Source organism: Streptomyces sp. NPDC029164, from assembly GCF_055563995.1.
Genome location: NZ_JBVHWW010000026.1, coordinates 1 through 12,258 on the forward strand (window position 1 = coordinate 1; position 12,258 = coordinate 12,258).

At 68.6% G+C, this 12,258-nt stretch carries 21 protein-coding genes and 2 pseudogenes; 9 read left to right on the forward strand and 14 right to left on the reverse strand.

The genetic code is table 11. From position 1 onward, the window contains the following. Positions 1 to 114 precede the first annotated feature (114 nt). The 6 genes from ACZ4VT_RS24140 to ACZ4VT_RS24165 form a co-directional block, all read right to left on the reverse strand. Positions 115 to 372, reverse strand: coding sequence for a hypothetical protein (locus tag ACZ4VT_RS24140; protein WP_467952579.1), 258 nt, complete (start codon positions 370 to 372; stop codon positions 115 to 117). Continuing rightward, positions 362 to 598, reverse strand: coding sequence for a hypothetical protein (locus ACZ4VT_RS24145; protein WP_467952580.1), 237 nt, complete (start codon positions 596 to 598; stop codon positions 362 to 364). The genes ACZ4VT_RS24140 and ACZ4VT_RS24145 overlap by 11 nt, the downstream gene beginning before the upstream one ends. A gap of 118 nt (positions 599 to 716) precedes the next feature. Beyond that, positions 717 to 1,313: a hypothetical protein gene (locus ACZ4VT_RS24150; protein ID WP_467952582.1), complete on the reverse strand. Its 597-nt coding sequence runs from the start codon at positions 1,311 to 1,313 to the stop codon at positions 717 to 719. A 181-nt stretch (positions 1,314 to 1,494) separates the two neighbouring features. Next, on the reverse strand, positions 1,495 to 2,190 hold the full coding sequence (locus ACZ4VT_RS24155) for an HNH endonuclease family protein (protein WP_467952779.1): 696 nt from the start codon (positions 2,188 to 2,190) through the stop codon (positions 1,495 to 1,497). A 121-nt stretch (positions 2,191 to 2,311) separates the two neighbouring features. After that, positions 2,312 to 2,728: a hypothetical protein gene (locus ACZ4VT_RS24160; protein ID WP_467952584.1), complete on the reverse strand. Its 417-nt coding sequence runs from the start codon at positions 2,726 to 2,728 to the stop codon at positions 2,312 to 2,314. Continuing rightward, a complete protein-coding gene (locus ACZ4VT_RS24165) occupies positions 2,665 to 2,844 on the reverse strand; it encodes a hypothetical protein (protein WP_467952585.1) in 180 nt (59 codons plus the stop codon). Before ACZ4VT_RS24165 ends, ACZ4VT_RS24160 begins: the two co-directional genes overlap by 64 nt. 551 nt (positions 2,845 to 3,395) lie before the next feature. On the opposite strand from ACZ4VT_RS24165, the gene ACZ4VT_RS24170 reads away from it, so the two are divergent. Next, a complete protein-coding gene (locus ACZ4VT_RS24170) occupies positions 3,396 to 3,863 on the forward strand; it encodes a hypothetical protein (RefSeq protein ID WP_467952587.1) in 468 nt (155 codons plus the stop codon). On the opposite strand, the gene ACZ4VT_RS24175 is transcribed toward ACZ4VT_RS24170, so the two are convergent. Then, the gene (locus ACZ4VT_RS24175) at positions 3,843 to 4,139 is read right to left on the reverse strand and encodes a hypothetical protein (protein WP_467952588.1); all 297 of its coding nucleotides are present in this window, start codon (positions 4,137 to 4,139) and stop codon (positions 3,843 to 3,845) included. The two genes, ACZ4VT_RS24170 and ACZ4VT_RS24175, sit on opposite strands and share 21 nt — an antisense overlap. Positions 4,140 to 4,316: 177 nt before the next feature. Here ACZ4VT_RS24175 and ACZ4VT_RS24180 point away from each other — a divergent pair. Continuing rightward, positions 4,317 to 5,116 (forward strand): IS5 family transposase gene (locus ACZ4VT_RS24180; RefSeq protein WP_399254133.1). Its coding sequence is split into 2 segments (ribosomal slippage): positions 4,317 to 4,652 and positions 4,655 to 5,116, totalling 798 coding nucleotides; the frame shifts between segments, so codons are not numbered across the junction. A 351-nt stretch (positions 5,117 to 5,467) separates the two neighbouring features. Here ACZ4VT_RS24180 and ACZ4VT_RS24185 read toward each other — a convergent pair. The 5 genes from ACZ4VT_RS24185 to ACZ4VT_RS24205 form a co-directional block, all read right to left on the reverse strand. Further along, the gene (locus ACZ4VT_RS24185; protein ID WP_467952590.1) at positions 5,468 to 5,962 is read right to left on the reverse strand and encodes a hypothetical protein; all 495 of its coding nucleotides are present in this window, start codon (positions 5,960 to 5,962) and stop codon (positions 5,468 to 5,470) included. Between the two features lie 304 nt (positions 5,963 to 6,266). Further along, positions 6,267 to 6,491 carry a hypothetical protein gene (locus tag ACZ4VT_RS24190; RefSeq protein ID WP_467952592.1) on the reverse strand — a complete coding sequence of 75 codons (225 nt, stop codon included), beginning with the start codon at positions 6,489 to 6,491 and terminating at the stop codon, positions 6,267 to 6,269. A 1,020-nt stretch (positions 6,492 to 7,511) separates the two neighbouring features. Beyond that, on the reverse strand, positions 7,512 to 7,796 hold the full coding sequence (locus ACZ4VT_RS24195) for a chaplin (RefSeq protein WP_467952594.1): 285 nt from the start codon (positions 7,794 to 7,796) through the stop codon (positions 7,512 to 7,514). Positions 7,797 to 7,877: 81 nt separating this feature from the next. Then, the gene (locus ACZ4VT_RS24200; RefSeq protein ID WP_467952596.1) at positions 7,878 to 8,099 is read right to left on the reverse strand and encodes a hypothetical protein; all 222 of its coding nucleotides are present in this window, start codon (positions 8,097 to 8,099) and stop codon (positions 7,878 to 7,880) included. After that, entirely contained in the window at positions 8,093 to 8,260 is a 168-nt protein-coding gene (locus ACZ4VT_RS24205) for a hypothetical protein (protein ID WP_467952598.1), read from the reverse strand. Before ACZ4VT_RS24205 ends, ACZ4VT_RS24200 begins: the two co-directional genes overlap by 7 nt. A gap of 145 nt (positions 8,261 to 8,405) precedes the next feature. Here ACZ4VT_RS24205 and ACZ4VT_RS24210 point away from each other — a divergent pair, with 145 nt between their 5' ends. Genes ACZ4VT_RS24210 through ACZ4VT_RS24220 form a run of 3 tightly spaced genes read left to right on the forward strand, consistent with a single transcriptional unit; the run spans position 8,406 to position 9,042 of the window. After that, the gene (locus ACZ4VT_RS24210; protein ID WP_467952599.1) at positions 8,406 to 8,537 is read left to right on the forward strand and encodes a hypothetical protein; all 132 of its coding nucleotides are present in this window, start codon (positions 8,406 to 8,408) and stop codon (positions 8,535 to 8,537) included. Further along, the gene (locus tag ACZ4VT_RS24215; RefSeq protein ID WP_467952601.1) at positions 8,534 to 8,974 is read left to right on the forward strand and encodes an ATP-binding protein; all 441 of its coding nucleotides are present in this window, start codon (positions 8,534 to 8,536) and stop codon (positions 8,972 to 8,974) included. The genes ACZ4VT_RS24210 and ACZ4VT_RS24215 overlap by 4 nt, the downstream gene beginning before the upstream one ends. Further along, the gene (locus ACZ4VT_RS24220) at positions 8,953 to 9,042 is read left to right on the forward strand and encodes a hypothetical protein (protein ID WP_467952781.1); all 90 of its coding nucleotides are present in this window, start codon (positions 8,953 to 8,955) and stop codon (positions 9,040 to 9,042) included. The genes ACZ4VT_RS24215 and ACZ4VT_RS24220 overlap by 22 nt, the downstream gene beginning before the upstream one ends. A 105-nt stretch (positions 9,043 to 9,147) precedes the next feature. On the opposite strand, the gene ACZ4VT_RS24225 is transcribed toward ACZ4VT_RS24220, so the two are convergent. Both ACZ4VT_RS24225 and ACZ4VT_RS24230 read right to left on the reverse strand, forming a co-directional pair. Beyond that, a complete protein-coding gene (locus tag ACZ4VT_RS24225; RefSeq protein ID WP_467952603.1) occupies positions 9,148 to 9,513 on the reverse strand; it encodes a hypothetical protein in 366 nt (121 codons plus the stop codon). Between the two features lie 84 nt (positions 9,514 to 9,597). Continuing rightward, positions 9,598 to 10,122 carry a DUF1877 domain-containing protein gene (locus ACZ4VT_RS24230; protein WP_467952605.1) on the reverse strand — a complete coding sequence of 175 codons (525 nt, stop codon included), beginning with the start codon at positions 10,120 to 10,122 and terminating at the stop codon, positions 9,598 to 9,600. A gap of 221 nt (positions 10,123 to 10,343) precedes the next feature. On the opposite strand from ACZ4VT_RS24230, the gene ACZ4VT_RS24235 reads away from it, so the two are divergent. From ACZ4VT_RS24235 to ACZ4VT_RS24250, 4 genes and pseudogenes are all read left to right on the forward strand, one after another. Beyond that, on the forward strand, positions 10,344 to 10,598 hold the full coding sequence (locus ACZ4VT_RS24235) for a hypothetical protein (protein ID WP_467952606.1): 255 nt from the start codon (positions 10,344 to 10,346) through the stop codon (positions 10,596 to 10,598). Then, positions 10,592 to 11,047: pseudogene (locus tag ACZ4VT_RS24240) on the forward strand (ATP-binding protein); the annotation flags it as partial. The gene ACZ4VT_RS24235 and the pseudogene ACZ4VT_RS24240, both read left to right, overlap by 7 nt. Before the next feature lie 80 nt (positions 11,048 to 11,127). Next, positions 11,128 to 11,709, forward strand: coding sequence for a suppressor of fused domain protein (locus tag ACZ4VT_RS24245; RefSeq protein ID WP_467952608.1), 582 nt, complete (start codon positions 11,128 to 11,130; stop codon positions 11,707 to 11,709). Positions 11,710 to 11,934: 225 nt separating this feature from the next. After that, positions 11,935 to 12,240 (forward strand): annotated as a pseudogene (locus tag ACZ4VT_RS24250) (helicase associated domain-containing protein); the annotation flags it as partial. Between the last annotated feature and the right edge of the window lie 18 nt (positions 12,241 to 12,258).

Consider the following 12,258-nt stretch of genomic DNA (forward strand, 5'->3'; position numbering starts at 1 on the left):
GTGTCCCTCCTCCCTTCCCCCCCCCCCCCCCCCCCCCCCCCCCCCCCCCCCCACCACCCACCCCCCCCCCCCCCCCCCCCCCCCCCCCCCCCCCCCCCCCCCGCTGTTCTCTGTTCAGGCCTCGACGTACGCCACGATCGTGATCGTCCGCAGGGCAGTCACGTAGTAGATGACCCGTACGCCGTCGATCTCGTCCGCGTAGTCGCGCAGCAGGGTGCCCGGTACTTGGCTGCCAAGTTCGGGGTTGACGCTGATGGCGACGATCGCTCGGTCCAAGCGGTGCGTCTCGTTCGCGGTCAGTTTCGTGAGCTGAGTGAGGGCCGGCTCGACCATGACGACACGCGAGCGGCGTCCGGAAGCGTCAGGCGACACGGGGCTGCTCATCAGCGAGGCGGGCCAGGTGAGCATCGCGGGCGGTCTCCCACAGGACGCCGGTCTCCGGAGCGGGGTAGCCGTTCGCGGCAATGTCCTCCAGCACCGAGGCGAGGACATCGACCTTCGCCCGCTGCTCGGCTGCGTACGCGAGCACCGACGCGGCAGCGTGCTCGTCGAGGGGCAGGCGTTCGGGCACGGGCGCGGTGGCCGGCTTCTCGCTCATCCGGGACTCCTGGACTGTCATCTGGCGTGGTGTCACCACGGTATCGCCCGCCCGCGCAGGCCGGGATCCGCTCCGGCGAAACGAAAAGCCAACAGAGGCGACGTTGCGTTGCGTGTCGTCACCGGTCCCGGTCCTGGGCGGTCAGGAGCAGAACCAGGGCGGTGGAGCGGGTGGTCCCGAGCCCGGTGGCCACCGCCTCGGCGGACACGCCGCCGTCACACAACGCGCCAGCGGCTTCCCGGCCGACGCGGGTCGCGATCCGCTCCAGCACGCCGACGGCGCGCAGCGCCGCCAGCGGCGCGTCTGCGGCCGTGGCCGTCAGCTGCTCGGCGACCTCGACCAGGAGGGCGGCCAGCGGCTCGGGCAGCGGTACCGCCTTGTCGCGCACCAGGGACAAGTGGGCGTTCCAGTCCGCGAGCGGCCCGGACAGATCAACGTCAGCCTCGTACAGGGGCTGGTCGCCAATCGAATCCCATTCCAGGGGGTACTCCGCGGCGCCCCGCCATCCGCACGCGCACACCGCCCGCAGGGCCTCGGCGCGTGGGCGGCGGTGCCGGCCGTCGTAGGCCGACCAGTGCGTGGTCGACGGCACGTCCGAACCGCTCCCGACATCGAAGTACACCGGACCCGGCTCACCACCATCAACGAGGACACCCACCGCGCCCGCGTGCGCGTCCCCGAACTCCACTGTCCACCAGTCCCACTCCACCAGCACACCACCCTCCGACGCATTCCCGCCCGCCACCCTGCCCCGCCCACGCCGCCGCCCACACCCCTATCGACCCAACAACGGACGTCGTTGAACCCGCCCGGACATGCTGCGGTCACGAGCAGCCGAGGAGCACGACAAAGGGGCCGCCACCCGTCGAGGCGGCGGGCCTCATCTCCGGGCTGTCCTACGGGGCGGGCGTGAACTCCACGTCCGTGTCACCGCAGCCAGCTGCGATGTCCAGCAGCCGGTCCCGCTCCGCCTCGTCGACCGCGAGGCCCCACCGGAGCTTCGTCGCGGTCCACTCGGCGCCGTACCGGCACAGCGCATCCGGCGCCGGCGGCAGCCACTCCGCCGGGTCCTGGTCCGCCTTGCTCCGGTTCGAGCGGGCCGTCACCGCGACCAGGGAGGCCGGCTGGCCCTGGTCGTTCGCGTACGTCTCACGCCTTTGTGCGGTCCACGAACTGGCGCCCGAATCCCAGGCCTCGGCGAGCGGGACCATGTGGTCGATGTCCAGTGCCCCGGCCGGCGTCACCTCCCGCTCGTCGTAGTACGACCACCAGGTCCCGCCGGTCAGGGTGCAGCCCGGCCCGATCTCCGGGTACACGACCGCCTCGGCCAGGAGCACCTCGGCGCGGGTGTTGCAACCGTCGGCCGGGATGTCGCCGGCGTTCCAGTGACGGAAGGAGGTCCGCTGGTAGCCGGTCCGGTCCTCCACCGCCAGCGGCAGCGAAGACACCGCGACACCAATCGGCAGCACCTGCGGCACTCCGGCCGCGGCCGGAGCCGGAGCGGCGGGTTGTGCGGCCGCGTGCGCGGCCGTGGGCAGAGTCAGAGTCAGAGTCAGAGTGAGGGCGGCGGCCGCGACAGCGGACCGCTTCATGATCATCATGTGCCGGTTGTACCGGCCGTCGCACCGTCAGCAACAGGCCACCCTGGCGTGGTTCACCCGCCCGAGCACGCCGGTTCACCGGGGAAACGCCACTGCACCCGCCCCCGCCGGGTCAGCCGGCGGCCGCCGCTGGCCCCTCGCCGAACCTGGGTACGTCTTCGAGCCCCACGTCCAGGCGCAGCCTCTGAAAACGGAGTGGGTGGCGGTAGACGCCTCCGTGGTCGATGGCGCGATCCGCGCTGACCTCGGCGACCAGGGCTGGGTGGACGAGGGTGGTGTCGAGGACGTCGCGGCTCCCCCACGTCGCGGAGAAGCGCACGCCCTCCCATGGGTGCTCGGGTGCGGCCGCGGTCAGGTGCTCAGCGACCTGGCGGGCGGCGTCCGGGCGCAGCGGTACCGTTCGGCCGACGGCGCGCAGCCGGCCGTCCTGGTCGTGGCGGCCCAGGACGAGGAGCTGCGGGCGGGTCAGAGTGCCGGTGATCGCGCGACGATCGCCTCCGTGGTGTCCCGCCTCCTGACCTTGGTCCACCCCCGGTATCCGGGCAGATAGCGGCCGTTCAGGGGCTTGACCAGGATCCCCTCCACCCCGAACACGTCCGTCCAGGACTCCAGCCACTCCCGCGCCTTGGCCAGGTCCGTCGTCATCGAGCACAACGTCCACGGCGCGGTCAGGGCGTGCTCAGAGAACAGGTTCTCCAGCAGCGCGCGAGGAGCTCCTGGCCGTCCTGCTGCAAGAAGTCGAAGGCGACGAAGTAACCTCCACCATCAAGGTGCCCCGCCTCGCGAAGCTGCTGCGGGTCCAGACCCCGGCCGACCACGGCCCGGCCAGCCCTGGCGGCCTGGACCCTGCCTGAGAGAACTCCGCCCGTCCGCCGGACCGTTCGCAGGCTGCGCCAAGGGCGAGCACCAGATCGGCCACCGCATGCCCGGTGTCGTGCCCAGCGCATGGCGCCAGATCGAGGAGGACTAAAAACCTTTCCGAGCCTTCCCGTCGCCGCCTGCTCGAGCGAAGCCTTCGGACACAGAAGATGCGCTAAAGGTTGAATTGGAAAATTATATTCGACGAGACAGATTGATCTGGGAGAGGTTCACTGGAGTCAGGGGTTGCCTGTAGAACCGTTCCGCAGAAGGCGGCAGGTATGAGTCACACATCCCGTATGCGTAGGCACACACTTGTGGTCCCAGCCGCAATAATTATGGCCTTCACCACCTTTGGGGCTCCCGCCCAATCCGCCCCGAACTACAAGTGGGAGGTATCGGGGCGCGTCTCGTTTTACATATCGGATTACGAAGAATTCGGCGACAATGAAATCTGCACTAAGAGTTACGAGTTCGCTCATAATGGACGCGGCCAACTTCCCCAAAGCAACTGGTGGTACGCGAAGTGCGGCGGGGAAATTAGGGCAGAAATCCACTACACCATACAGAATTTCTCTCGCACAGCCGAAGTGACCGGTCAGGTCAAGTTCTATGAAGGAACGAGCGAGGACACGCGAGATTTGGACGGCGGCTACCCCATCGGGCTCACCCTCCCAGAAGGCAAGTCGATAACGAAGATCTACAAGGTAACCAATGCCACGGAAGACGAGCCAGAAGATAATGCCACAATAACTATCACCTGGTACAAGCATCCAATCCGCGAACTAGCGCGTCCCCCGCGATGACACGTCCCGAGCAAGCTGTCCAATCCGAGGTGTGAATGCTGGCGAGCCCCGTACACGCTCGGGGCGGTGGCCGACGGCCAGCGCCTTCGGGTCGGCCCAGGCGGGCAGTTGGAAGGTCGTCTCCAGGAAGTCGCGCAGCTTGGCGGGCAGACCGCCGGGGATGGCCTGGCCGTTGGTCTTCCATCCCTTGAGCGCTTCGTTGACAGCGGCGCCCTGCCCCCGCTCGAAGGCCTCGGTCACGGCCTCGTCGCACAGGGGGTCCGCAATCTGCTTCAAGCCCTCCAGATAGGACCTCTCCTCAGGGGTGATGTCGGCGGCGGTGGCCCGTGAGGGTGCGGGGCCCGATGCGGCCCGGGCGGCGGACGCTTCGTCGCGACCGAGGACCCAGTCGGCGGACCGTTGTTAGACGTCATCTCATTTGGCGGATTGGGTAGGCTGTCGGTCGTGGTGGGGATTGTTGAGCGGCTGGTGCCGGATGAGTTGTGGGTGTTGTTCCAGCGGGTGGTGCCAGAGGCGCCGTCGCGGCCTCAGGGCGGTGGTCGGCGCCGGCATGGTGATCGGGAAGTGCTCGCCGCGATCGTGTTCGTGGCCACGTCGGGCTGCACGTGGCAGCAGTTGCCGACGGCGTCGTTCGGGCCGTCCGGGGCGACAGCCCACCGGCGCTTCTCCGAGTGGAGCAAGGCCCGGGTGTGGGCCAAGCTCCACCGCCTGGTCCTCGACGAACTCGGCGTTCGCGGCGAGCTGGACTGGTCCCGCTGTGCGATCGACTCGGTGAACATGCGGGCCCTGAAAAGGGGGACCTGACGGGTCCGAATCCTGTCGACAGGGGCAAGTACGGCTCGAAGGTCCACTTGATCACCGAGCGGACCGGTCTGCCCCTGTCCGTCGGAATCTCGGGCGCGAACCTGCACGACAGTCAGGCCCTCGAACCCCTCGTCCGCGGCATACCGCCCATCCGCTCACGCCGCGGACGCCGACGGCGCAAGCCCGGCAAGCTCCACGCCGACAAAGGCTACGACTACGCCCACCTGCGGAAATGGTTACGTCAGCGAGGCATCAAGCACCGCATAGCCCGCCGTGGCATCGAGTCCTCGCAGCGACTGGGCCGCCACCGCTGGACCATCGAACGCACCATGGCCTGGCTCGCCGGCTGCCGCCGCCTCCACCGCCGCTACGAACGCAAAGCCGAACACTTCCTCGCGTTCACCAGCATCGCCTGCACCCTCATCTGCTACCGCAGACTCTCCAAATGAGATGACCTCTAAGGCGGGCGCCCGCTGGTGCGCGGGTCAGGTACGGCTGGACGGCGAGGGGCAGGACGGTCGCAGCGATGTCGATGAAGTCACAACAGACCACTCTCGCCCGCCCACCGACGATCGAAGCGCACCTGGCAGACACCCTCACCCGAATGCACCACCGAGGGCACCAGGACCCACTGTCCCTCACGCCACTGTCCCGAAACCGAGGATCACAGCTGGCTGCCGTCACGGCGGGGCAGGCCAAAGCCCCTGCGGCCCGACGGACCCAGGGGCTGATCAGCTGCATTCCGGCTCCGCCATGTGAACCGATACCGGCACGAGGAGCTATGTCGCCGGGTCTCAGGCTCAGCCGGACGCGGCCGCGCTTGCTTCCACAGGGGCCTCACCGGTCTCAGAGGACGACTCGGACTGTGTGGCCGGAGCCTCCTCCATGGCCGGCGTCTCCGTGGCCGGGGTCTCCGTGGCCGGCGTCTCCGTGCCCGGGGCCTCCGTCTTCGGGGTCTCCGTCTTCGGGGCGGGCTTTTCGGGCTTGTGCTCGCAGTACACCGTGCCCTTGTAGAACTTGCAGCCCGGCATGTTCTTGACGTCCTTGATCTTGCCGTGCTTCTTGCCCTGGTTCTTCTTGCCGTGCTTCTTGCCCTTGCCGTGGCCCCGGTTGTCCTTCTTGCCCTTGCTCCCATGACCGCTCTTCGCATGGTCGGCAACCAGCGTGGCCGCCTCGCTGACCTGCGGCTTGGCCGGCGCAGCGAATGCACTGGTGGGCAGCAGCACGCCTCCCCCGACAATCGCGGCCGAGACGGCGAACATCGAGAAACGCTGCTTCCGAGAAGTGCGAGCCATGAGAAGTACTCCAGTAAAAGGGGGATGGGGGAAGTCTCGAAGGACTGCGATGCGGTGAAATTTTCACGGAGCAGAGCCCCACCCCCATGCCGCAGAGCGGCACGCCCTCGCAGCCGAAGCCGATGGGCAGCCCGACCGCGGACCCATACGCGGGTGGTCGTCGAGCTTCCACCGCGGTCTCAACGGTCTCAGGGGACGACTCGGACTCCGTACCGACCGGGGTCTCCGTCGTCGGGGGCGGTTTCGGGGGCTCTTCGGCCTTGTGCTCGCCGTACACCGTGCTTCGGTGACTGGAGCGGTCCCCTCACCCAATGTCGATGGCGTCCAGCAGACGGTTGAGGAACCTCCAGAGCAGGCCCGTCATCCGGCGCCACACGGATCGCCCCCGCATCCCGTCACCGGGGCGGGCATCGTGGCGGGAGAGGCCGCCGGCATGGTCTCCCGTCGGGCCTGCGCCCGGCTCGGGGGACGGGGGCTGGACCATAGAGGCGGCTTTCAGGACGAACGGGTGGTGACGAAGGCTGTGCATGGCTCCTCCTCGGTAGGGCCAGAAGCGGAGGGATGACCCGTGGGAACCCGCGGATCGAGCGGGTGGGTCCGCGGCAGCCGAAGGGCGCAGCGCCGGGACCGGGACCGTCCGCCGACCGCTGCTCGGCGTGACCTCGTACCTCAATTGAGCCCCGCCGGAGCCTGCGGGTCACGTCACTCGCTCTCGGGGCTTGACGGGACGCCCAACCCTCAACAACGCAGGCCCGCCGCCACCCCGGGAAGGGCACGACGCCCCTCGGCGCCGGCACTCCGCGCCCCACCGGACCTTCGGGTGCGGCACCCGCCCCGGACACGCGACCCCGGATCGGCAGCGACCTGGCCTGCCATGGCGAGGCCTGCTTCAGGAGGTGTCAGCCGTCAGGCGGTTCAGGTACGCGCCGACAGCCGCGGGGCCGTCGCTCTCGCCGATCTTCCGATCTTCCGCATACGGGCGGCCAACAGGGGCCACTGGCGTGAGCCGACCAGGAAGCCCGCTTCCCGCTCCGGCAGGACGTCCCTGACCATCGAAACCGTCTGGGAATGCGCGGCCGGGTACATCGCCAGCTGTTCCAGAGCGCGGGCCGGTCGCCTACGTCCGTGCTCGCTGGCGGCGCCCGCGGTTCGACGTCTTCCCGCACCGGCTGCGCAGCAGGCGCAGCAGCTGGCACGGGGGCGGGTACCCGTCCGGCAGGAGGTGCACCCCACGGGTCGTTTACCGCGCCCATGGGCGCGGCCAGCGCGTCCTTGCGAGGCCCGGTGCCCAGAGCGCTCTGGCGGCAGTAGCACCGGGCCGCCCCACGCGACCGAGGTCCGGCAGGCGAACCGGGAGGAGCGGAACCCGCTCGCCGTGGCCTGGCTCGGCTGGTCGGCTGGCTGCACGAGCTGGCCCCGTCATGAGAACGGCCTCCCCTTGGAGGATGAGGGGAGGCCGTTTCTACACCGGGCTGTGCGCTGCGGCTGGTTCAGATGACGGCTGGATGTGCCGGCGCGACGAGCGCGCCGGGTCCAGGGCTTGGTGCTGTCAGTGCTTGCCGTGGTGGTCGGCCTTGTGGTGCCCGTCCGAGCCGCCGTTGTTGATGCAGGTGTTGCCGAAGGCGGGGTTGAGGAGGCCGACGATGTTGACGGTGTTGCCGCAGAGGTTGACCGGGATGTGGATGGGCACCTGGACGACGTTGCCGGACAGGACACCCGGGGAGCCGATGGCAGCGCCCTCTGCCGTGGCGTCGGCGGCGGCCATGCCGGCCGCGCCTGCCAGGACGGCACCAGTGGCGGCGGTAACGGCTACGGCCTTGGCGAAACGGAACATCAAGATCTCCTTGAACTCACTCTGCCGCGGGGAGGTACGGCACGGACGACGTCCCCCACAACGGCCGAAGGCGCCCGCCCGTCACGGACGATGGGCCGAACCGGTGAGCTCGAGAAGCGTCCGCCCGGTCCACGGGATGGACGTCGGCCGGTGGCTGGCCAAGCAGCGTAAGCCGGAGGGCTGGCAGGCCCCGGCGGTCATCCGGCCCATCTGCGGCAGGAACACCCCCAGGTCGACACCGGCCTGCTGCAGGCCGACAAGCTGGCGGGCCATCTGCGGCCAGTCCGCGCCCTGCATCAGCACGGCCAGATGTCGTCGCCGAGGTGGCCGCGCAGCTGGTCGGCCGACCAGCCCGGCGCCATCGCCTCGGCGTCCTCGCCGAGCTCCTCCTCGGTGCCGGTGAGGCGCTTTTGGGTGGCGCGGCGGACCGCGTCGGAGATGGTCATCACCAGGCGGTAGGCCATCGGTCTGCGCCACCTCCCCGAGCGCTTCGGCGAACGGCTCGGGCAGCGGCGGGTATCCGGACGTCATCAGCAGAAGCTCCCTCGGTCGGGCGGGGTCAGCGGGTGCGGGCGGGACGGCCCGGCGGCCACGGGCGGCGGGGCCCGGGTGATCTCCCTGCACGCGCGCCGCCTGCCGCCCGACCCGCGCCAGGGGTTGCCCGACATGAGCAAGTACGACCGGCTGCTGAGCCCGGCCGCCGGCCGCGACAGCCAGACCCAGAAAGGCCACGGCGCATGAACCCGACCATCACCGTCACCGACCAGGACGACGAGCCGGACACCGGCGGCAAGGTCCCCGGCCGCCGGCTGTCGCTGCCCGGAGATCCGGAGGACATGCTCATCGACGAGGCATGCCGCGAGCTTCGCCTGCCGGCCTTCCGTGAGCGGTTCATCGACCTGGCCGCCGGCGCCCGGCGCGACCAGGCCACCTACAAGCAGTTCCTGCTGGACATGCTGCAGGCCGAGCTCACCGACCGCGACCTCCGCCGCCAGCAGCGGCTGCTGCGGCTGGCCCGCTTCCCGCGGCCCAAGCGGCTGGAGGACTTCGACTTCTCGAAGAACCCGAACGTCACCCCCGAGGTCGTCGCGGACCTGAAGTCCCCTGGGACAAGACCTTCGGCGACGCCCGCCTCTGCGCGGCCATCGCCGACCGGATCACCTTCCGCTGCACCCTGATCCAGACCGGCACCGAGTCCTACCGCTACCAGGCCACCCAGGAATCCCTCTTCCCCGCTCAGAGCTGACAACCCGCCAGGCAGCACGAAGGACTGACCCCCACCGATGGCTGGCTCTGAGCATAAGAAGCGGTTCTGGCTCAGCTTTTGTTTGCGCCGTGAGGCGCCGTTGGTTCAGTGCTGGAGAGCGCAGTCATCCGCTGCCAGGTGCAGGTGCCGAAGGGTTTCCAGTTCGTTGGCAGGGAAGGCGTGCAGCTGCCACTTCTGGAGGTAGCCGTCCTCGCCGTGGGTTCGCCGCACCTTCTCGGCAGCCATCAGGACCGCATGCGCCAGGGAGGTGCGAGGACGTGTGGACGTCCACACGAGGGTGCCCTTCCCGTCCGGCGCGTCGAAGCTGGTCGACATGTCCGGGAAGCGGCGGATCGTGATGTGCACGTCACTGTTTCGGCGACGAAGAATCCACCGCGCCTCTGCCGGTTCAAGGTCGAACGAGAACCGCTGGATGCCATGGGGGCCATAAAGGCCCGACATGCCTTTCAACTGTGGACGGTCACGCAATTCCCCCGCCCGACGGTCATGAAATTCCCCAGGTGCTCGTGGTGAGGACGCCTGGTGGGTCACGGGTCAGTCCCACCAGAGCACGACGAGCAGGTGGCGCTTGGCTGCGTCGAGGTAGAAGTCGCGCAAGGCGTTGAAGTGCTCCAGCAGGTACGTCCTCATACCGCCGGTGATGGGGCCGCCCATATGGCCGATCAAGGAATCGGCGTCACGCGCGTCGGCCGGCAGGGCGGCGAGAAGGACGGGCATGTCGATCTGGCCAAGCAGCTTGGAGACGTGAGCCACTTGAGAGACGCCCAGGCCGGTGGGGGCGGCCCCGAAAGGGGCTATAGCGTGTGGGGGCGTGTTGAGGAAGCCGAGGTCAAGAGCAGTGTCGCCATCGGTGGCCCGGCGCAGAGCATCGCGATGGACCGCTTCGAGTCCGGCCACCTCGCCGACGCGTTTCAGCAGCGCCGGTGCCCAGTCCAGGTCCAGCACGTCGTACGCCGGTGGATCCCAGTGGGGATCGCGGTCCGCTGACGCGTCGGCGGACTGACGGCAGGCGGCGAGATACCCCTCGGGGATGCGGGCAAGCTGCTGAGTAACGGCCATGACGGCAGTATCCCTGCCGCGTCTACCGGATTTCGGGCTGCAGGCTTGGAGGCGCCCACGGTCGCCGTCCCCATGGTGGCTTTATTCACGGGTTGTGAAGTCAGTTGTTCATGGGTTTGGGAGGCGCCCAGATCCACGGTTGGGTGATGTTCACGAGTTTTGAAGTCACCAGGGTTCTTGCCAGGGCAGCATCGGGATGCTCCTGGTGAAAGGGCCTGGTCATGCCGCAGATGTCGAAGGTCGAGCTGTACGCGGCGATCCGGCGTGACCACCGCGGTGGCATGAAGATCCGGGAGATCGAGCGCAGGTACAACGTGTCCTGGCGGACGGTCCGCAAGGCCGTCGACTCGGTCTGGCCCGAGCCGAGGAAGCAGCTGCCGCCGCGGCCGACCGCGTTGGATCCCTACAAGCCGGCGATCGATGGGATGCCCAGGCGGATCTGGATGCGCCGCGCAAGCAGCGGCACACGATCCTGATCGGCGACTCCGGGACAGGCAAGTCGCACATGCTGATCGCGCTGGGCACCGAGGCGGCGATGGCCGGCTACCGGGTCAAGTACGTGCTGGCGACGAAGCTGGTCAACGAGCTCGTCGAGGCTGCGGACGAGAAGCAGCTGTCCAAGACGATCGCCCGCTACGGCCGCGTCGATCTGCTCTGCATCGACGAGCTCGGCTACATGGAACTCGACCGCCGCGGCGCCGAACTCCTCTTCCAGGTCCTGACCGAACGGGAGGAGAAGAACAGCGTCGCCATCGCCTCCAACGAGTCGTTCGGAGGCTGGACCAAGACGTTCACCGACCCCCGCCTCTGCGCGGCCATCGTCGACCGCCTCACCTTCAACGGCACCATCATCGAGACCGGCACCGACTCCTACCGGCTCGCCTCCACCCGAGCCCGAGCCGAGGAGTCGGCCAAGGCCGGCTGAACCCTCCAGGTCTGCCCCGCCTGCGGCGGGGCAGACCTCACGGCCAGGACACCGAGACGCGCCGTGAGATCCTCTCCAGCATGTCCAAGAGCCACCGCAGACGCCAGGCGATAGCAAGCGTCGAGAGCCACGTTCGCGGCTTCTTCGCCGACCATGCGATCACGGTCGACGAGTACGATCTTGGTTTTGGTCGAAGGAGAGCCGTCCCGGGCCTGAAGATCCTCACCGTTGGTCCAGGACCGCGCTCCGACAGCTGGGCATACATCACCGCCGGCTGCTGGTCCACGGCCGAGAGGAACGGTCACGGCGTCGAATTCGTCCTCACGGCACCCGCACGCGACAAACGGTTCGCCGACCTCCTCGCCATGACTGCCTATTACCACTCAAACCACCACCTCGATCTCGGGCACAGCTTGCCCATCGGGGAGCCATGGCTGCCCGGCTCCCACTGCGACCACCTTCTGCTCAGCCTCCCCTACCTCCACGGCCCCGACCTGGAACACTGCCCGCTGCCGGACGGCCATGCCCGCATCCTCTGGGTTCTGCCGGTCACCGCAGCCGAAATGGCCTACCGCCGGGAGCACGGCCACGAAGTGCTTGAGCAGCTCTTCGACGACCACGCGATCGTTCCAACCGATCCACAGCGGCCATCCGTCGCCTGAGCCTGCCAAAACGCAGCCTGGTCACGAGCGCCACCCCGGTGCCCTCAAGCGCTGCCAAAACTCGTGAACATGTTGAGGCACAGTGATCACTAACTGCTGCCCAAACTCATCGACAAACGCTGTCCGTTTTCGTGAGCGAAGCCACCATGGGGACTCGTGACCGCCAGGGTGGGGAATTACGTGACGCTCAGCTCCCGAAGCCTGGGGAAATACGTGACCGCTCACAAACGGCTGACCGCGCTGGGCGTACAACCCGCCCAGACGCCGCCTCCGGCCCCGGTGGAGGGTCGTGAGGCGAAGGGCCCGAGCAAGGCGCAGCAGGCGTTCCAGCGGGGCTTGGAGGCCCTTGCCCAATGGGTCGAGCGGGAAGGCGCCGACCGGCCGGTCCCGAGGTCCCACGGGGAAGAGATCGCGGTCGAGGGCGAGGCGGAACCGGTGACCGTGAAGCTCGGCGTGTGGGTCTCCAACCGCCACAAACTCACCGCCGACCAGCAGGACGCCCTCGCGAAGCTGGGCGTGGACTGGGCGTGACACGCCACCTCGCTCGTC